Source organism: Mycobacterium sp. NGS63 (assembly GCF_059812295.1).
The window spans coordinates 641,021-658,798 of sequence record NZ_JCALCJ010000002.1 but is presented as its reverse complement, the minus strand read 5'-3'; the positions used below and the strand labels follow the sequence as shown (position 1 = coordinate 658,798).

The 17,778-nt window shown below is 68.1% G+C and carries 16 protein-coding genes; 8 read left to right on the top strand and 8 right to left on the bottom strand.

All coding sequences use genetic code 11. The annotated features are described in order from the left end of the window. The first annotated feature begins 2 nt into the window (after nt 1-2). From AC5Y4Z_RS06305 to AC5Y4Z_RS06295, 3 genes are read left to right on the top strand one after another with little or no spacing between them, the layout of a single operon-like run. Entirely contained in the window at nt 3-923 is a 921-nt protein-coding gene (locus tag AC5Y4Z_RS06305; RefSeq protein WP_499961558.1) for a ferritin-like domain-containing protein, read from the top strand. Then, nucleotides 920-2,422, top strand: a complete 1,503-nt coding sequence (locus AC5Y4Z_RS06300) for a flavin-containing monooxygenase (protein WP_499961555.1) — start codon at nt 920-922, stop codon at nt 2,420-2,422. The genes AC5Y4Z_RS06305 and AC5Y4Z_RS06300 overlap by 4 nt, the downstream gene beginning before the upstream one ends. Further along, complete coding sequence (locus tag AC5Y4Z_RS06295) at nt 2,403-3,323, top strand: MerR family transcriptional regulator (protein WP_499961553.1); 921 nt, start codon at nt 2,403-2,405, stop codon at nt 3,321-3,323. The genes AC5Y4Z_RS06300 and AC5Y4Z_RS06295 overlap by 20 nt, the downstream gene beginning before the upstream one ends. A 3-nt stretch (nt 3,324-3,326) precedes the next feature. Here the strand turns inward: AC5Y4Z_RS06295 and AC5Y4Z_RS06290 are convergent, their stop codons facing one another. Further along, a complete protein-coding gene (locus AC5Y4Z_RS06290) occupies nt 3,327-4,343 on the bottom strand; it encodes an acyl-ACP desaturase (protein ID WP_499961550.1) in 1,017 nt (338 codons plus the stop codon). Nucleotides 4,344-4,441: 98 nt separating this feature from the next. Next, complete coding sequence (locus AC5Y4Z_RS06285) at nt 4,442-5,794, bottom strand: salicylate synthase (RefSeq protein WP_499961547.1); 1,353 nt, start codon at nt 5,792-5,794, stop codon at nt 4,442-4,444. Nucleotides 5,795-6,451: 657 nt separating this feature from the next. Here AC5Y4Z_RS06285 and AC5Y4Z_RS06280 point away from each other — a divergent pair. Next, the gene (locus tag AC5Y4Z_RS06280; protein ID WP_499961543.1) at nt 6,452-7,672 is read left to right on the top strand and encodes a sodium-dependent bicarbonate transport family permease; all 1,221 of its coding nucleotides are present in this window, start codon (nt 6,452-6,454) and stop codon (nt 7,670-7,672) included. Here the strand turns inward: AC5Y4Z_RS06280 and hemW are convergent. Then, nucleotides 7,669-8,841: a radical SAM family heme chaperone HemW gene (hemW, locus tag AC5Y4Z_RS06275; RefSeq protein ID WP_499961540.1), complete on the bottom strand. Its 1,173-nt coding sequence runs from the start codon at nt 8,839-8,841 to the stop codon at nt 7,669-7,671. The two genes, AC5Y4Z_RS06280 and hemW, sit on opposite strands and share 4 nt — an antisense overlap. Before the next feature lie 198 nt (nt 8,842-9,039). Here hemW and AC5Y4Z_RS06270 point away from each other — a divergent pair, with 198 nt between their 5' ends. The 4 genes from AC5Y4Z_RS06270 to AC5Y4Z_RS06255 all read left to right on the top strand — a co-directional run bounded on the left by AC5Y4Z_RS06270 (nt 9,040) and on the right by AC5Y4Z_RS06255 (nt 12,359). After that, entirely contained in the window at nt 9,040-9,138 is a 99-nt protein-coding gene (locus AC5Y4Z_RS06270) for an Ms4527A family Cys-rich leader peptide (RefSeq protein WP_499961536.1), read from the top strand. 121 nt (nt 9,139-9,259) lie between these two features. After that, nucleotides 9,260-10,927, top strand: coding sequence for a nitrite/sulfite reductase (locus AC5Y4Z_RS06265; protein ID WP_499961534.1), 1,668 nt, complete (start codon nt 9,260-9,262; stop codon nt 10,925-10,927). Then, nucleotides 10,924-11,667, top strand: coding sequence for a phosphoadenylyl-sulfate reductase (locus tag AC5Y4Z_RS06260; RefSeq protein ID WP_499961529.1), 744 nt, complete (start codon nt 10,924-10,926; stop codon nt 11,665-11,667). Before AC5Y4Z_RS06265 ends, AC5Y4Z_RS06260 begins: the two co-directional genes overlap by 4 nt. After that, the gene (locus AC5Y4Z_RS06255; RefSeq protein ID WP_499961525.1) at nt 11,646-12,359 is read left to right on the top strand and encodes a sirohydrochlorin chelatase; all 714 of its coding nucleotides are present in this window, start codon (nt 11,646-11,648) and stop codon (nt 12,357-12,359) included. Before AC5Y4Z_RS06260 ends, AC5Y4Z_RS06255 begins: the two co-directional genes overlap by 22 nt. Before the next feature lie 12 nt (nt 12,360-12,371). Here AC5Y4Z_RS06255 and AC5Y4Z_RS06250 read toward each other — a convergent pair whose 3' ends face one another. The 5 genes from AC5Y4Z_RS06250 to AC5Y4Z_RS06230 all read right to left on the bottom strand — a co-directional run bounded on the left by AC5Y4Z_RS06250 (nt 12,372) and on the right by AC5Y4Z_RS06230 (nt 17,505). Next, nucleotides 12,372-13,580 (bottom strand): Fic family protein, encoded by a 1,209-nt coding sequence (locus AC5Y4Z_RS06250; protein WP_499961523.1) that lies wholly within the window; start codon nt 13,578-13,580, stop codon nt 12,372-12,374. Between the two features lie 75 nt (nt 13,581-13,655). Continuing rightward, a complete protein-coding gene (locus AC5Y4Z_RS06245; RefSeq protein WP_499961520.1) occupies nt 13,656-14,750 on the bottom strand; it encodes a sulfate/molybdate ABC transporter ATP-binding protein in 1,095 nt (364 codons plus the stop codon). Nucleotides 14,751-14,771: 21 nt separating this feature from the next. Further along, nucleotides 14,772-15,584, bottom strand: a complete 813-nt coding sequence (gene cysW, locus AC5Y4Z_RS06240; RefSeq protein WP_499961517.1) for a sulfate ABC transporter permease subunit CysW — start codon at nt 15,582-15,584, stop codon at nt 14,772-14,774. Beyond that, nucleotides 15,581-16,462: a sulfate ABC transporter permease subunit CysT gene (cysT, locus tag AC5Y4Z_RS06235; RefSeq protein WP_499961513.1), complete on the bottom strand. Its 882-nt coding sequence runs from the start codon at nt 16,460-16,462 to the stop codon at nt 15,581-15,583. The genes cysW and cysT overlap by 4 nt, the downstream gene beginning before the upstream one ends. Continuing rightward, nucleotides 16,459-17,505 carry a sulfate ABC transporter substrate-binding protein gene (locus tag AC5Y4Z_RS06230; RefSeq protein ID WP_499961510.1) on the bottom strand — a complete coding sequence of 349 codons (1,047 nt, stop codon included), beginning with the start codon at nt 17,503-17,505 and terminating at the stop codon, nt 16,459-16,461. Before AC5Y4Z_RS06230 ends, cysT begins: the two co-directional genes overlap by 4 nt. Nucleotides 17,506-17,778: the final 273 nt, after the last annotated feature.

Below are 17,778 nucleotides of genomic sequence, written 5' to 3'. Positions count from 1 at the left end.
CGATGGCCATCGACATGGAAGCCATGCTCGCCAAGATCAAGGATCGCCAATGGGCGCTCGCCGACATCGACTGGGACGCCCCGGGCGCCGACACGATCCGGCCCGAGTTCCGGCCGAAGCTCAAGGCGTTCATGGCCGATTTGTGCTGGATCGAAAACGTCGGAGCCCGCGGCTTCGCCGCGCTGGCCAAGAAGGCGCCCGACCCCACGCTGGCCGAGATCTACCGGTATTTCCACGCCGAGGAGCAACGCCACGCCAACGCCGAGATGGCGCTGATGAAGCGGTGGGGCATGCTCGACGACGGTGAGCTCCCCAAGCCGAACGTCAACATCCGGCTGGCCATCGACTGGCTCGACACCTACTCCGACGACATGCCGCTGTCGGTGCTGGGCACCGTCATCCCGATGCTCGAGGTCGCCCTCGACGGCGCGTTGCTGAAGTTCCTGCTGGACTCCGTGGAGGATCCGGTGTGCCACCAGGTGTTCGAAAAGATCAACAACGACGAATCACGCCATATCGCCGTCGATTTCGAGGTGCTGAACATGATCGGCCACGCCCGGGCGCGCCGGCTGGCCATCGAATTCGTCACCACCATCGCCTCGCCGGGCGTGATCATCGGCTCCCTGATGTACATCCCGCTGCTGACCCGGGTGCGCAACGAGATGGCCGGCATGGGCATGGACGCCGAGCTGCTCTACAACTCCGTCAGGCGGTTCAAGCAACTCGGCGAACGGGGGGAACGCACCCGGCGGGTGCCCGCGTATCAGCTTCTCAAGCGGCACGCCGCCATGGTGGTCAATCCCCATCACCCGTATCAGCTGCTGGCCAACTCGATGGTGTGGCTGTCGGAGCGCTACCCCAGGCCGCTGCTCAAGCCGGTGCCCAGCTGGTTCAAAGAGCTCACCTACAAGCCGGCGGCGTGACCATGGCCAGCGGGCACACCCACGCGGCGCTAATCGTCGGGGCGGGCTTCACCGGTCTCGGGGCGGCAATCCGGTTGCGCGACGCCGGAGTTGACGACATCGTGGTGCTGGAGCGCTCCGACCGGGTCGGTGGGACCTGGCGCGACACCACGTATCCGGGGGCCAGCTGCGACGTGCCCTCGCTGCTGTACTCGTACTCGTTCGTCAAGAACCCGAGGTGGTCGCGCACCTACTCGCCGGCCCCGGAGATCTGCCGCCACCTCGAGGACATGGCCACCCGGTTCGACCTCCGCCGCGACATCCGGTTCGGGCATGAGGTCAAGGACCTGACGTTCGACGAGGACGCCGGCGTGTGGACCGCGACGACCAAGAACCGCAAGAAGTTTCGTGCCCGCACCGTCGTGCTGGCCTCCGGCCCGCTGTCCGACGTCAGCTTCCCCGACATCCGCGGGCTGGACAGCTATGCGGGACACAAGATCCACAGCGCCCGCTGGGACCACGACTACGACCTCACCGGCAAGCGCGTCGCCGTCATCGGCACCGGCGCCAGCGCCATCCAGATCATCCCCGAACTGGTCAAGCGGGCCGGGTTCGTCAAGGTGTTCCAGCGCACGCCGTGCTGGGTGCTGCCGCGCCTGGACACCGCCACGCCTCCGGCGGTGCAGGCCCTGTTCGCGAAAGTCCCCGCCGCCCAACAGCTTGCGCGCCAGGCGCTGTTCTGGGGCCACGAGGCCAGCGCCACGGCACTGGTGTGGGACACCCCGCTGACGTCGTTGGTCGCCCGGCTGGGGCGGGCGCACCTGCGCGCACAGGTCAAAGACCCGTGGCTGCGGCGCCAGCTGACGCCGGACTTCAGGCCGGGGTGCAAGCGCATGCTGGTGTCCAGCGACTACTATCCCGCGCTGCAGCGCGACAACTGCAAGCTCATCGACTGGCCGATCGCGACGCTGAGCCCGGCGGGCATCCGCACCAGCGACGGCATCGAGCACCATCTCGACGCCATCGTGTTCGCCACCGGCTACGACGTGCACCTGACCGGGCCGCCGTTCGAAGTCACCGGGCTCGGTGGCCGCTCGCTGGCCGCCGAATGGGCCGGCGGCGCGCAGGCCTACAAGAGCATCAACGCCCACGGCTACCCCAACCTGTTCTTCATGACCGGTCCCAACTCCGGGCCCGGCCACAACTCGCTGCTCGTCTACATCGAGGGCCAGCTCGACTATGCCGTGCGCGCCATCACCACCATCCTCGGCAACGACCTGCGCTATCTCGATGTTCGCGAGGGCGTCCAACGCCGCCACAACGAACACATCCAGCGTCGGCTCACCAAGACCACCTGGATGTCGGGTTGCCGCAGTTGGTATCTCACCAAGGACGGGTACAACGGGTCCATGTACCCCGGGTTTGCGACGCAGTATCTTCGCCAGATGAGGGATTTCCGGTTCGAGGACTACCAGGCGGTGGCCCGCCACGCCCAGTCGTATGCCGTCTCGTCCGCCTGAACCCGGCACCATCGCCAGCGTGCTGCACAACGTGCGGCGCGCACCCAAGCGCGTGCGGCGCCAATCGCGCGACTTCATCGAGACCGCGGTGGCACAGCTTTTCGACGCGGCGGCGCGCCACCCGCAGGGTCTCGCGGCCTCGGGCGAGTACCGCATCGACGACCTGGCCCGGCTGGCCGGCACCACCACCCGCAACATCCGGGTCTACCGCGACCGTGGGTTGCTGCCGCCGCCGCGGCGCGTCGGCCGCATCGCGCTGTTCAACGACACCCACCTGACCCGGCTGCGGCTGATCACGTCGATGCTCGACCGCGGGTACAACATCGCCCACGTGCGGGAAATGCTCAGCGCCTGGGAGGAAGGCAAGAACCTCGGCGACGTGCTGGGGCTGGAGACGGCCATCGTGGGCACCTGGACCACCGAGAAGCCGGAGACGATGCCGCTCGCCGACGCCCAGCGGCTCGTCGACGACCCGCGCGCCTTCGAGCGGCTGGTCGCGCTGCAGGTGATCCGTGTCGACGGCGCGCGGGCCACCGTCACCCGGCCCAAGCTCATCGAGGCGTTCAACGAAATCCGCGGCTACGGTGTCGAATTGGACAAACTCATCGACCTGCACGAGCAGATCGTGCCCGAGATCGACAAGATCAGCGACCTGCTGGTGCGCGCCGGGGCCGAACATGTCATCGACCGCATCAAGCCGGGCGAGCCGCTGCCGCCGGACGCCGAGATCGCCGAGCTGATCACCATGTTGGTGCGGTTCCGCACCCAGGCCGTGGCGACGGTCACCGCCACCCTGGCGTCGTCGATCGAATCGAGCATCGAGTCCCTGGTCAGCCGCATCCTGGCCGACTACCTGCACCAGACCACCGAAAGCGAGCCGCAGTTGCGGCAGGTCAAGTGAGCGCTACCGGCCGCTGAGCGTCAGCGTCCCTTGGGTTTTCAGCACCTTGTCCGCGGTGATCTTCTCGGCCTTGCGGGCCTCGCGCTCAAGGTAACGCTGCTTGGATTCGTCGAATTTGTCGCCGGCGGCCTCGAGTTCCTTGATCAGCACGGCGAGATCGTCGCGCATCCGCGCGGCCTCGCCGGTGAAGTCCTCGCGTTCGAAGATGCGCCACTTCCGCAGCACCGGCATGACCACCTCGTCGAGATGGATGCGCGGGTCGTACACGCCGCCGACCGCGATGATCACGGCCTTGCGCCGGAACTCGGGAACCGTGAAGCCCGGCATCTTGAAGTTGCGCAGGATTCGGTGCACCGAGCGCATCGCCTGGTCGGGCGCGATGTCGAGGCCCGCGGCGCTGACGTCCCGATAGAAGATCATGTGCAGGTTCTCATCGTGTGACACCCGGGCCATCAGCTGTTCGGCGATCGGGTCGTTGGCGGCCTTGCCGGTGTTGCGGTGGGCGACGCGGGTGGCCAATTCCTGAAACGACACGTACATGACCGAGTCGAACAGGCTCTCAGCGAACATGTCGCCCTGATGATTCTGGCCCGGGCTGAATCCCCGGGTCATTTGCTCCATGCGCAGCTTCTCCAACTCGACCGGGTCGACCGCGCGGGTGACCACCAGGTAATCGCGCAGCGCGGTGCTGTGCCTGTTCTCCTCGGCGGTCCACCGGTTCACCCACTGTCCCCAGGGCCCGTCCATGGTGAAGTTCATCGCGATCTCGCGGTGATACGACGGCAAGTTGTCCTCGGTCAACAGGTTTTGCACCATCGCGACCTGCGCCACGTCGGAGAGCCGGCTCTGCCCGGGCTCCCAGTCCTGGCCGTCGAGCGCGTAGAAGTTCTTGCCGTCCGACCACGGCACGTAGTCGTGCGGGTTCCATTCCTTGAACAGCGACAGGTGGCGGTTGAGCAGCCGCTCGACCACCGGCTCGAGCTCGCGCAGTAGCTGCAGGTTGGTCAAGCCATCGGACACGGAACCCTCCCAGCTATGTGTGTCATCCAGTAACACCAAGATGGCACGCTGGGCACGGCGCAACTAGGGCACAAAGTCCCCGACGGCCGGGCCGGAGGCTACTGCCGCGCGATCAGGTACGGGGCGAGCGTGGACAGCTTCTCGCAGGTCTCCTCGAACTCGCGCTCGGATTCGGACTCCTCGATGATGCCGGCGCCCGCGCGCAGCCACGTCTGTTCGCCGCATTCGTAGGCGGCGCGCAAGGTCAGCGCCGCATCCAGGCCGCCGTCCGCCGAAACCATCACGACCGCACCGGAATACAGGCCGCGCGGGCTCTCGTCGAGGCGCAGGATCGCCTCGACGCCGGCGGCCTTCGGGATGCCCGACGCCGTGACCGCCGGGAAGAGGGCTTCCAGCGCGTCCATCCGGTCGCTCGACGGGTCCAGCCGCCCGGTGACCGTGGAGCCCAGGTGCTGCACGCTGCCCCGTTCCCGCACCGTCATGAAGTCGGCGACGACCGCGGTGCCCGGTTCGGCGATCTCGGTCATCTCCTGCAGCGAACTGCGCACCGAAATCGCATGCTCGACAATCTCTTTGGAGTTCGACTCCAGTTCGTCGCGGGCCTGGCGGTCCCGCACCGCACCGCGACCGAGGGCGCGCGTGCCGGCCAGCGGCTCGGTCACCACGGCGCCGTCGCGGTGCACGGCCGCCACGAGTTCGGGGCTGTAGCCCACGGCGCGCATCCCGCCCAGCCGCAGCAGGAACGACCGCACCGGGGTGTTGTGCCGGCGGCCCAGCCGGTAGGTGGACGGGAAGTCCACCGGGAAGGGGACTTTGACGCAACGGGACAGGATCACCTTGTGGTATTGGCCCGACGCGATCTCTCGCACCGCAATCGCGACCCGATCGCGGTAGCCGGACGGGTCGTCGGTCACGTCGACCGCGCGCGCATCCGGCACGCCGCGCAGGCCGTCGCCCACCAGCTCGCGCACCGCGTCGAGATGCCCGGCGTCGGCGCCGTCGAGGCGAACCGCCTCGGGGGTTACCACGATGCGGGTGCGGGGCCAGAACATCCGCGCCAACGGTGTCCGCGGCGCCAGCCGCTCTTGCAACCCGTAGCGGTAGACGCCGAATTCAAAGGCGACCCAGCCGAACAGCTGGTCGGTCTCCAGCAGCAGCCGGTCGATGGCTTCGCCCAGGACCGGTCCCGGCCGGCCGGACCATTGTTGCCGCTGTGTGACGCCGTCGCGGACGACCCGCAGCTCGTCGCTGTCCAGCTCGACCATCGCCTGCACGCCGCTGGCCAGCACCCATTGGCCGTCGTGCTCGTAGAGCAGGTACTCCTCGCCGAGTCGCTCGGGCAGCGCCGCGGCCAGCTCGGCGGCCAGGTCGGCCGGGTGAAGATTGGGAGGCAGGGGAAACGATGGTGACGTGGAGCCGACGGGACTCGTCTCGAAGCTGACCTCGGTCACGATTAGTAAATGTAGCCTAACCTATGTTATTTCGCGCAACCGGGCTCCGCGAGGTGATTCACCGGGCCCGCAGCAAACCACCGAGCACCCCCGCGACACAATCGCCGCGCAGCTTTAACAAGACCTTAACGGCCCCGGTTCCGTCCCTCGATAGCAAACTCTGCCCGCGCCGGCCCGCGCCCGCCGGGGACGGCAACTGGTCTTCGGCCAAATGCCCCGGCTCCGAGAGCCGTGGCGCGGTCCACTCACCACACGGCGCCGGGAGGGACGGGCACCGCGGCGCGTGCGGTTGAGCCCCTCGCGCGGGTGGCCCGCCGCGAAATCACCTCGTGCCCTTGGTCATCGGTATCGATCGCACCAATACCCGAACGTTCGCCCCCTGGCCATACTTGATTTCCCCATGCGTCAAACTCCCGTCATCCCCACAGTTAATCGCCAGAAAAGACACAGCCGATTCACGCTTAGTGTCCGCGAGGCGCTTCGACCAGCGAAGCTGCGCCCGCCGGCGACAGCAAAACTCCGCACTCGGGCGCATCGACGCTGAGCAGGGGCTTTTCCCGGGCGTGTCTGAGTGGCGGACGCCCGGCGCCCAAGTTACGTTTCTGCACGATCTCGGGCTGGCAGGAGCCGGATCACCGCTTCAACAGAGAGGCGCCCATGCTGCACGAGTTCTGGAACAACTTCACCCACAACCTGTTCAAGCCGCTGCTGCTGTTTTTCTACTTCGGGTTTTTGATCCCGACCCTGAAGGTGCGGTTCGAATTTCCCTACGTGCTCTACCAGGGCCTGACGATGTATCTGCTGCTGGCCATCGGGTGGCACGGCGGCGAGGAACTCGCCAACGTCAACGCCTCCAGCGTCGGGGCCATCGTGGGCTTCATGGTGTTGGGCTTCGTCCTGAACTTCGTCATCGGCGGCCTGGCCTACCTCTTGCTGAACCTGCTGACTTCACTGCGAAGGGTCGATCGGGCGACCGTCGCCGGCTACTACGGCTCGGACTCGGCGGGCACCTTCGCCACCTGCGTGGCCGTCCTGGCCGCCGTCAACATCACGTTCGATGCCTTCATGCCGGTGATGCTGGCCGTCATGGAGATTCCGGGCTGCCTGGTCGCGCTGTATCTGGTGGCGCGGCTGCGGCATCGGGGGCTGGACCGCGCGGGGTACATGCCCGACGAGCCCGGCTACACGCCGCCGGCGCGGGTCGGGGTCGGACCCGGCGCCGCGGCACAGCCCCCACACGGGCAGAGCCTCGAGCAGGAGCTGGAGGTCGCGCTGGACGAGCTGGACCGCCCCGACTGGGAGCCCGACCAAACGCCGCGCCCCCCGAAGGGCAAGCGGATGCCGCTGTTCTCCCGCGACCTGTTGCAAGAGGTCTTCCTCAACCCCGGGCTGGTTCTGCTGTTCGGCGGAATCGTCATCGGCCTGGTCAGCGGCCTGCAGGGGCAGAAGGTCGTCGCCGACGACGACAAGTTCTTCGTCATGGCGTTCCAGGGCGTGCTGTGCCTGTTCCTGCTCGAGATGGGCATGACGGCAGCCCGAAAGCTGAAGGACCTCCGCGCGGCGGGCCCGGGCTTCATCGTCTACGGGCTGCTGGCGCCCAACATCTTCGCGACGCTGGGGATCTTCGTCGCGTACACCTATGCCTATCTCACCCACAGCGACTTCAAGACGGGCACGTACGTGCTGTTCGCGGTGCTGTGCGGTGCGGCGTCCTACATCGCGGTGCCGGCGGTGCAACGCCTCGCGATCCCGGAGGCGAGCCCGACGCTGCCGCTGGCCGCATCGCTGGGCTTGACGTTCTCCTACAACGTCACGATCGGCATCCCGCTCTATATCGAGATCGTCCGCCTCGTCGGGCACTGGTTCCCGGGCACTTAGTCCAGCAGGGTCCGCACCACCGCGTCGGCCAGCAGCCGGCCCCGGTCGGTGAGCACCAGCCGGTCACCCTCGCGCGAGAGCAGCCCGTCGGCCACCACGGTTTCGGCGCGTCGGCGTTCGGCCGCGTTCAGCCGGTCGAGCGGAAGCCCTTGGCGCAGACGGGTTTTCAACAGCACCTCCTCGGTGTGCAGGGCGTCGGCGTCGAGCTGCTCGAAACCTGACACCGGCAGCGCGCCGTCGGCCAGCGCAGTCGCATAGGCGTTGGGGTGCTTCACATTCCACCACCGCGTGTCGCCGACATGGCCGTGCGCGCCGGGGCCGGCGCCCCACCACTGGCCGCCGTCCCAGTAGCCGAGGTTGTGTCGGCACTCTCCCCCGGGCCGGCTCCAGTTGGACACCTCGTACCAGGTCATCCCGGCCGAGGACAGCCGGGCGTCGACCAGTTCGTAGCGGTGGGCCAGCACGTCGTCGTCGGGGGCGGCCAGCTCCCCGCGCCTGACCCGGCGGCCCAGCGCGGTGCCGTCCTCGACGACGAGGGCGTAGGCGGACACGTGGTCGACCCCGGTCTCGACGGCCGTGTCGACCGAGCGCAGCAGGTCGTCGTCGGACTCGCCCGGGGTTCCGTAGATCAGATCGAGGCTGACGTGCTCGAAGCCGGCTGCCAGCGCCTCACGGGCCGCGTCCGCCGACCGGTTCGGGGTGTGAATCCGCTCGAGAACCCCGAGCACCCGCGGCGACACCGACTGCATGCCCAGCGACACCCGCGTGCAGCCGGCGTCACGGATGGCCGCGAAGAAGTCCGGCCAGGCCGACTCCGGGTTGGCCTCGGTGGTGACCTCGACGCCGGGCGCCAGGGCGAACTGGTCGCGCACCATGCCCAGCAGCGTGGCCATGCGCGCGCCGCCCAGCAGCGACGGCGTTCCCCCGCCGACGAACACGGTGTCGACGGTCGGTCCGCCCAGTCGGGCGGCCGCCAACGCCAGCTCCGTGCCGAGCGCCGCCAGCCAGGCGTCGGGATTGACCCCGCCCAGTTCGGCCGGGGTGTAGGTGTTGAAGTCGCAGTAGCCGCAGCGGGTGATGCAGAACGGGACGTGAACGTACAGCCCGAACGGGCGCCCGGGGGTCGGGCGCAGGGCGGGCAGCTCGGCCGGGGCCTCGCGAAGTGGCATGCCAAATACTCCCACGGCGCCGCCGGTGCGCGCGAATAACGGCTGGTCAAGCGGCCGAGACCGGCGCCGCGGCGGTCGAGCACGTTCCCAGGGAGTTCCCGGCTCCGTGTGCCCGGACGCCCAGGGTCGCTCGGTAGTTTGGGTCAGCGTGAGAAAAAATATGACCTGCTCGCAACCCCCCTCCGAGTCCATGGCAGAATGGCAGCCGTGACCGCCAACCGCAGCCTGCGCACTGCCCTCGTGGCGCGGCGGCACATTGATCTCAAGCGCGTCTGCAGCTGTTGCTGTCTGCCTTGATCTCGTAGACCCGCCCCCTGTACCTCAGCGGCCGTCGGATCTGCGCCGCCGAAATAAACCGGTGAGTTGCGCTGTTTGACGCCACGGAAATCCGCTGACATCCGCGAAGGAGAAGTCCGGAATGACAACAGCCCCTCCCGCCAAGCCCCGCAACGAGGGCCAGTGGGCGCTGGGAAATCGCGAGGCGCTGAACCCCAACGAAGAGATGAAGCAGGCCGGCGCCCCGCTCGACGTGCGGGAACGCATCGAAAACGTCTACGCCAAGGGCGGATTCGACAGCATCGACAAGAGCGATCTGCGCGGCCGCTTCCGCTGGTGGGGCCTCTACACCCAGCGCGAGCAGGGCTACGACGGGTCGTTCACCGGCGACGAGAACGCCGAGTTACTCGAGGCCAAGTACTTCATGATGCGGGTGCGCTGCGACGGCGGCGCGCTGACCACCGAGGCGCTGCGCACCGTGGGCCAGATCTCCGCCGAGTTCGGCCGCGACACCGCCGACATCACCGACCGGCAGAACGTGCAGATCCACTGGGTCGAGGTGGAGAACGTTCCCGAGATCTGGCGGCGGCTGGACGGGGTCGGGCTGCAGACCGCCGAGGCGTGCGGCGACTGCCCGCGCGTGGTCCTGGGCTCGCCGCTGGCCGGTGAGTCGCTCGACGAGGTGATCGACCCCACCTCGGCGCTGCAGGAGATCGTGCGCCGCTATATCGGCAAGCCGGACTTCGCCGACCTGCCCCGCAAATACAAGACCGCCATCTCGGGCCTGCAGGACGTCGCGCATGAGATCAACGACATCGCGTTCATCGGCGTCGAGCACCCCGAGCACGGCCCCGGTTTGGACCTCTGGGTGGGCGGCGGCCTGTCCACCAACCCGATGCTGGCCCAGCGCGTGGGCGCCTGGATTCCGCTGGACGAGGTGCCCGAGGTGTGGGCGGCAGTGACGTCGATCTTCCGCGACTACGGCTACCGGCGGTTGCGCTCCAAGGCGCGGCTGAAGTTCCTGATCAAGGACTGGGGTATCGAGAAGTTCCGCGAAGTTCTCGAAACCGAGTACCTCAAGCGCCCGTTGATCGACGGTCCGGCCCCTGAGCCGGTCAAGCATCCGATCGATCACGTCGGGGTGCAGCGGCTGAAGAACGGGCTCAACGCCCTCGGGGTTTCCCCGATCGCCGGGCGGGTGTCCGGGACCGTGCTGTCGAAGGTGGCCGACCTGGCCGAGCGGGCCGGCTCGAACCGGGTCCGGTTCACCCCCTACCAGAAGCTCATCATCCTCGACGTGCCCGACGACAAGCTCGACGAGCTGATCGCCGGCGTCGAGGCGTTGGGCCTGCGGTCCCGCCCGTCGCACTGGCGGCGAAACCTGATGGCCTGCACCGGGATCGAGTTCTGCAAGTTGTCGTTCGCCGAAACCCGGGGCCGGGCACAGGATTTGGTGCCCGAGCTGGAGCGACGCCTGGAGGACATCAATTCGCAGCTGGACGTGCCGGTGACGGTGAACATCAACGGCTGCCCCAACTCGTGTGCGCGAATACAGGTAGCCGACATCGGGTTCAAGGGCCAGATGGTCGACGACGGCCACGGCGGCTCGGTCGAGGGCTTCCAGGTGCATCTGGGCGGCAGCCTGGGCCTGGACAGCGGGTTCGGCCGAAAACTGCGCCAGCACAAGGTCACCAGCGACGAGCTGGGCGACTACATCGATCGGGTGGTACGCAATTTCGTCAAGCACCGCAACGAGGGTGAGCGATTCGCGCAGTGGGTCGTTCGCGCCGAGGAAGGCGACCTGCGATGAGGGGGGAAGCGACGAGGCCGACGGAGGACGAGCTGCGGGAATTGGCCGCGCGCGGCGCGGCGGAGCTGCAGGGCGCCAGCGCCACGGACCTGCTGCGCTGGACCGACGAGAACTTCGGCGGCGTCAACGGGCCGCGCAGCTGGGCGACGTGCAACTACGTGGTGGCGTCCAGCATGCAGGAGGCCGTGTTGATCGACCTGGCCGCCAAGGTGCGACCGGGTGTCCCGGTCATGTTCTTGGACACCGGATATCACTTCGTGGAGACGATCGGCACCCGCGACGCGATCGAGTCCGTCTACGACATCCGGGTGGTCAACGTCACGCCCGAGCACACCGTGGCCGAGCAGGACCGGATGCTGGGCAAGGACCTGTTCGCGCGCGACCCGAGCGAGTGCTGCCGGCTGCGCAAGGTCGAGCCGCTGGGCAAGGCGCTGCGTGGCTACTCGGCGTGGGTGACGGGGCTGCGCCGCAGCGACGCGCCGACCCGCGCCAACGCCCCGCTGGTCACCTTCGACGAGGGATACAAGCTGGTGAAGATCAACCCGCTGGCGGCGTGGACCGACGACGACATGCAGAACTACATCGACGAGCACGACGTGCTGGTCAATCCCCTTGTCTACGACGGTTATCCGTCGATCGGGTGCGCCCCCTGCACGGCCAAGCCGGCCGAGGGCGCCGACCCGCGCAGTGGGCGCTGGCAGGGCCTGTCCAAGACCGAATGCGGGTTGCACGCGTCGTGACCGCCCTCGTGCTGACCGCGCACGGCAGCAAGGATCCACGTTCGGCGGCCAACGCCCGGGCCGTCGCGCACCGGGTCGCGCGTATGCGGCCCGGCCTGGACGTGCGGCTGGCGTTCTGCGAGCTGAATACGCCCAGCCTGGCCGACGTGCTCGAGCCGGGTGCGGTGGTGACCCCGCTGTTGTTGGCCGACGCCTACCACGCCCGCATCGACATCCCGCGCCAGATCGCGGGTTTCGCGGGCGTGCGGCAGGCCGGTGCGCTCGGCGAGGATCCCCGCCTGGTTGCGCTGCTGCGCCGGCGGGTCGCCGAGTTGGGCGTTTCCCGGCTCGACGACGGCGTCGGCGTGCTGGTGGCCGCGATCGGATCGTCCGATCCGGTGGCCAACGCGCGCACCGCGGCGGTCGCGCCGCAACTGTTGACGGGAACCCGATGGTCTTCTGCCACAACGGCATTCGTGACACGGCCGGAACCGTCGCTGGCCGAGGCCGCCGACCTGCTGCGCCGCCGCGGCGCCCGGCGAGTCGTCATCGCGCCGTGGTTCCTGGCGCCGGGGCGGCTACCCGACCGGGTGCAACGTTTCGCCGACGACGCCGGCATCGCGATGGCGGCGCCGTTGGGGTCGCACCCGCTGGTGGCCGAGACGGTGCTGGATCGCTTCGATCAGGCGCTGGCCGGGCGCGTCGCGGCCTGAGGGTTCGGCACGTCAAGCGAGCAACGCGCGGCGGCCCGCGCGCTCGGCGAAAGCGTCCAGCGCGCCGAGAACTTCCGGGGCGCGCCACGCACGGTTACGACTCTGGTCGGTGAACTCGACGATGATCTTGGACTCGGCAAGCGGGTACAGGTATCGGTAGACGTTGTTGATCGCGATGCCCAGCTGCTCGCTGACTAGTTGCGCGTTGACCACAGGGCGATTGATGAGCAAGTCCGCTACCCGGTGGATGGCCGAGTTGCGCCGGGCCGTGATCTTCGATTCCCACTGTCTTCTCATTGTTTGCAGATCGGAGACCAGTTGTCGGCCGTTGACGACGGCGAGGAGCGACGCCTCGGACAGTCGCTCGACGATCGGGGCGGGGTCGCCCTCTCGATAAGCGGTCAATGCCTGGAAGTACGCGCCGGGGTCGGTGAGCAGTCCCGCGGAGACGGGGACCGTGACCTGACGGGTGAGTCGCTTGTTGCGCAACATCGACTGGACCAGGGCCCTGCCGGTGCGTCCGTTGCCGTCGGGAAACGGGTGGATGGTTTCGAATTGTGCATGGGCAATTGCGATTTGCGGAAGGACCGCGATATCGGTGCGCTTCGCGAATTGGATGAGGTCAGCGATGGCATCCGGGACCCGGCCCTGGTGCGGCGCAATGAAATCGGCGCCCCGAGGGCCGAGGTTGCCTCCGCCGATCCACACCTGCACGGCGCGCCATTTGCCGGCAATGCTCGGTTCGCTCTGGCGCATCAGCGCGTCGTGCATGGCCAGGATGGCCTCGTCGCCGATCTGGTCGGCTAAGTCGATGGCTGCCTGCATCGCCCGTGTATTCGCGACGATCATCGCGGCGTTGCGGTGCTTGGTGTTTCCCAGTGATTCGGCTTCGGCGATCGCACGCGCACTTGCAGTCAGGTTCTCGATTTTGGAGCTGGCGGCCGATTCGGTCCGTAGTAGCACTGCAGCGAATGGCGCGATCTCGCCCCCGAGTTCTGTATCGAACCGCGCGATCTCCTGACCCGCTTCCTCGGCGACAGCCAGAACATGGGACGGGAGGCTGACGTCCAGAGCGGCAATCTCCGCGGGGATGGCGGCTTGATAGCCACCGGACTGGCGCTGGGCGGCCCGCAGGTCGGCGAGCTGGTAGCCCGCTTCGGTCGGCGCATCCCACGTGAGGGTTTCGTACCCCACTGCGGTGCCCGAGCTAACTGATGACACGAGGCCATCGTATCATCACTTAGATAGACAACTGATAATAGCGGCCTGCGTCTTCATCAGTAGTGCGCCCCTGGCTCACGCCGACGTCAGCGTGCTCCTGTCGGTGTTGGCGCCCCCGACTTCCCCGTCGCGCGCGCCGGCCAGGCCGTCGGGCAGCGGCGGCACCCGGGTGGCCCGGACGTAGACGGTGTCGCCGTCGCGCAGGGCCAGCGCCTCGGCGTCGCCGCGGGTGATCTGCGCGGTGAACGAACCGCCGGTGGCCGCGCTGGTCAGTTCGACGCGCACCTCGAAGCCCAGCGCCACCACCCGGTCGACGGTGGCGCGCACCACGCCGATCGATTCCGCGCTGCCGTCCCCGCCGGCGATGGCCATGTCGGGCCTGCGGCCGACCCGGATGTCGTGCGGGCGGACCAACGCACCGTTGAGCTCGGACACCGCGCCCAGAAACGACATGACGAACGCGCTCGCCGGGGCGTCGTACACCTCGCTCGGGGAGCCGACCTGCTCGATGCGGCCCTTGTTCAGCACGGCTATCCGGTCGGCGACGTCGAGCGCCTCCGCCTGGTCGTGGGTGACCAACACCGTGGTGACGTGCACCTCGTCGTGCAGGCGCCGCAACCACGCCCGCAGGTCCTCGCGGACCTTGGCGTCCAGCGCCCCGAACGGCTCGTCGAGCAGCAGCACCTGGGGGTCGACCGCCAGCGCGCGGGCCAGCGCCATCCGCTGTCGCTGACCACCGGAGAGCTGGTTGGGGTAGCGGGCGTGAAAGCCGCTCAGGCCCACCACCTCGAGCAGGTTGTCGACCTTCTCCTTGATCTCCGCCTTGGACCGCTTGCGAATCTTCAACCCGTAGGCGACGTTGTCGCGCACGGTCAGGTGCTTGAACGCCGCGTAGTGCTGGAACACGAACCCAATGCCGCGGCGCTGCGGCGGCACCCCGGTCACGTCGCGGCCGTTGATCGTGACGGTGCCGCTGTCGGGGTGGTCGAGCCCCGCGATGGCCCGCAACAGGGTCGACTTGCCCGAACCGCTGGGGCCCAGCAGCGCCGTGAGCGACCCTTTCGGCACGACGAAGTCCACATGGTCCAACGCGACGAAGTCGCCGTAGTGCTTGTACGCGTCGCGCACGATGATCGCGAGGTCGCCGCGTGGGGTTGCGTTGTCGGTCATGCAGAAGTCTCCTTGCCGGGCCTATTTGGTCGCTCGTGCCCGGCGGGCGTCGAGAACCACCTGGAAGATCAGAACCAACACGGCCACTCCCATCAGCAGCGTCGACAGCGCATAGGCGCCGTACTCCGCCCCGCGGTTGTAGCGGTCCGAGACGAGCAACGTCAGTGTTTGCGACTGCCCCGGCAGGTTGGACGAGACGATGATCACCGCGCCGTATTCACCGAGGGTACGCGCGATGGTTAGCACGATGCCGTAGGTCAAACCCCACCGGATCGACGGCAGGGTGATCCGCCAAAACGTCTGCCACCAGCCCGAACCCAGCGTCGCCGCCGCTTCCTCCTGGTCGGTGCCCAGTTCGTGCAGCACCGGCTCCACCTCGCGCACCACGAACGGCAGGGTGACGAAGATGCTGGCCAGCACGATCCCGGGCAGGCCGAAGATGACCTTCAACCCGAAGTCGCGTTCGACGAAGCCGAGCGCGCCGGCCGATCCCCAGAGCAGGATCAAGGCCACGCCCACGATGATGGGCGAAACCGCGAACGGCAGGTCGATGATCGCCTGCAGCACGCCCTTGCCGCGAAACCGGTTGCGCGCCAACACCAACGCGGTGGGTATGCCGAAGACCACGTTGAGGGGCACGACGATGGCCACCACCAACAGCGACAGGTTCAGCGCCGATATCGCCGCCGGGGTGCTGACCCAGTCGAAGAACTGGCCGAGCCCGGGTGAGAACGTCCGCCACAGGATCAGCGATACCGGAACGACCAGCAACGCAAAGATGTACGCCAGCGCGGTGAACCGCAGCACGTAGCGCACGCGGGAGGGCGACGTCATGCGGCCAACTCCCCCCGTTTGGCGGCGCGCCCACCCACGACCCGCAGGATCAGCAGCACGACGAACGAAATCGCGAGCAGCACAATGGATATCGCGGCGGCGCCGGTGCGGTCGTCGTTCTCTATCAGCGTCCGGATCCACTGCGACGACACCTCGGTCTTGCCCGGGACCGCGCCGCCGATCAGCACCACCGACCCGAACTCCCCGATCGCGCGCGAGAACGCCAGCCCCGCACCGGATAACAACGCGGGCGTCAGCGACGGCAGCACCACCGAGGTGAAGATCTTCGGGCCGTTGGCGCCCAGGGAGGCCGCCGCCTCCTCGGTCTCCCGATCGATTTCCAGCAGCACCGGCTGCACCGCACGCACCACGAAGGGCAGCGTGACGAAGGCCAGCGCCACCGCCACGCCCCACGCGGTGTGCTGCAGGTGCAGGCCCACCGGGCTGTTGCTGCCGTACAGGGCCAGCATCACCAGGCTGGCCACGATGGTCGGCAGCGCGAACGGCAGGTCGATGATCGCGTCGACGAGCCGTTTGCCGACGAAGTCGTCGCGCACCAGCACCCACGCGATCAGCAGGCCGAACACCAGGTTGAGGACCGTGACCCCGGCGGAGATGGTCAGCGTCACCCGGAACGACTCCAGCGCGGCGTTCGAGGTGACCGCGAGCCAGAAGGCCTGCCAGCCGCCGGCCGCGGCCTGCCACGCGATGGCGGCCAGCGGCAGCAACACGATCACCGAAAGCCACAGCGTCGCAACGCCGAGCCGAAGCGGCGTGCCGCCGCCGCGCGGCCGCCATGCGCCGGCCAGGCCGTGAAGGGTGTCACTGTCGAGCTCGGGGCGGATCGCCTCGGGGTCGGGGGTGATCGTCTCGGTCATCCGGTGGCCTGCGTGTAGATCTTGGTGATGCTGCCCGTGCTCTTGTCGAACAACTGCGGATCCGTTGTCCCCCAACCACCGAGGTCGGCGATCGTCCACAGTTTGACCGGCGCGGGATATTGGTCGCGGAAGTCCGCGGCGACGGCCGGATCGACCGGCCGGAACCCGGCCTGCGCCCACACCTTCTGCGCCGCCGCGGTGTACTGAAAGTTCTTGAACACGACCGCGGCATCCAGGTGGCCGCTGGTGGTCACCACCGCCACCGGGTTCTCGATCTTGAAGGTCTGCGGCGGGTTGACGTGCTCGACGGGCTTGCCGGCCCGCTCGGTGGCGATGGCCTCGTTCTCGTAGCTGATCAACACGTCGCCGCTGCCCTGGACGAACACATCGGTGGCCTCCCGCCCCGACCCGGGCCGCAGTTTGACGTGCTGGGTCACCAGTTTGCTGATGTAGTCGACGCCGGCCTGGCTGTTGGCGCCGCCCTGGCTCTTGACGGCGTACGGGGCGAGCAGGTTCCACTTCGCCGACCCCGAACTCAGCGGGCTGGGCGTGACCACCTCGACGCCGGGCCGCAACAGGTCGTCCCAGTCCTTGATGTTCTTCGGGTTGCCCTTGCGCACCACCAGCGTCACCACCGACCCGAACGGGATTCCCTTGGTGGCGTCGGTGTTCCAGTCCTTGGACACCTTGCCGGCCTTGACCAATCGCGCGATGTCCGGTTCGACGGAGAAGTTCACGACGTCGGCCGGCTTACCGTCGACGACGCCGCGGGACTGGTCACCGGAGGCGCCGTAGGAGGTGATCACCTGCACGCCCTTGCCCTCCTCGGAGGCGTTGAACGCGGGAATCACCTTGCTCCACCCCGGTTCTGGGACCGAGTAGGCGACCAGGGTGATGCTGGTGTGCGCGTTGGCCAGACCGCCGCCGCCGACGACGTCGCTGGCGCCGCCCTGGCACGCCGCGACCACACCGACGGTCAGGGCGAGCGCCCCGGCGCACCGCGCCGGCCGCCAGCGCGGTGCGCTGCCGATGTCGTTGGGCATTGGTGGCCTTTCGGTGCGGTTCAGTGCTTGCGGGACTTGTGGGACTGGTAACCCGTGGCCGCGAACCAGGCTGGAAAGGCGCCTACAACGTCAGGAGAATTCACTACTCCACACCGGACCGCGCAGGGGTTGGGGAGTCAGCGACAACAGTGCACGAAGACAACGCATTCGAAAACACCGGATGCCGCGCGCATGTGGCGAAGCCTAACAGGAATTCGCTGGGCCGCCACCGGACGGCGTGGCCTCAGCGGGTCAGCAGCCACGCGGCGATGA

Coding starts and splice junctions, on each gene's coding strand:
- AC5Y4Z_RS06305 (WP_499961558.1), top strand. CDS start 3: ATGGCCATCGACATGGAAGCCATGCTCGCCAAGATCAAGGATCGCCAA.
- AC5Y4Z_RS06295 (WP_499961553.1), top strand. CDS start 2,403: ATGCCGTCTCGTCCGCCTGAACCCGGCACCATCGCCAGCGTGCTGCAC.
- AC5Y4Z_RS06280 (WP_499961543.1), top strand. CDS start 6,452: ATGCTGCACGAGTTCTGGAACAACTTCACCCACAACCTGTTCAAGCCG.
- hemW (WP_499961540.1), bottom strand. CDS start 8,841: ATGCCACTTCGCGAGGCCCCGGCCGAGCTGCCCGCCCTGCGCCCGACC.
- AC5Y4Z_RS06270 (WP_499961536.1), top strand. CDS start 9,040: ATGGCAGCCGTGACCGCCAACCGCAGCCTGCGCACTGCCCTCGTGGCG.
- AC5Y4Z_RS06265 (WP_499961534.1), top strand. CDS start 9,260: ATGACAACAGCCCCTCCCGCCAAGCCCCGCAACGAGGGCCAGTGGGCG.
- AC5Y4Z_RS06260 (WP_499961529.1), top strand. CDS start 10,924: ATGAGGGGGGAAGCGACGAGGCCGACGGAGGACGAGCTGCGGGAATTG.
- AC5Y4Z_RS06255 (WP_499961525.1), top strand. CDS start 11,646: ATGCGGGTTGCACGCGTCGTGACCGCCCTCGTGCTGACCGCGCACGGC.
- AC5Y4Z_RS06245 (WP_499961520.1), bottom strand. CDS start 14,750: ATGACCGACAACGCAACCCCACGCGGCGACCTCGCGATCATCGTGCGC.
- cysW (WP_499961517.1), bottom strand. CDS start 15,584: ATGACGTCGCCCTCCCGCGTGCGCTACGTGCTGCGGTTCACCGCGCTG.
- cysT (WP_499961513.1), bottom strand. CDS start 16,462: ATGACCGAGACGATCACCCCCGACCCCGAGGCGATCCGCCCCGAGCTC.
- AC5Y4Z_RS06230 (WP_499961510.1), bottom strand. CDS start 17,505: ATGCCCAACGACATCGGCAGCGCACCGCGCTGGCGGCCGGCGCGGTGC.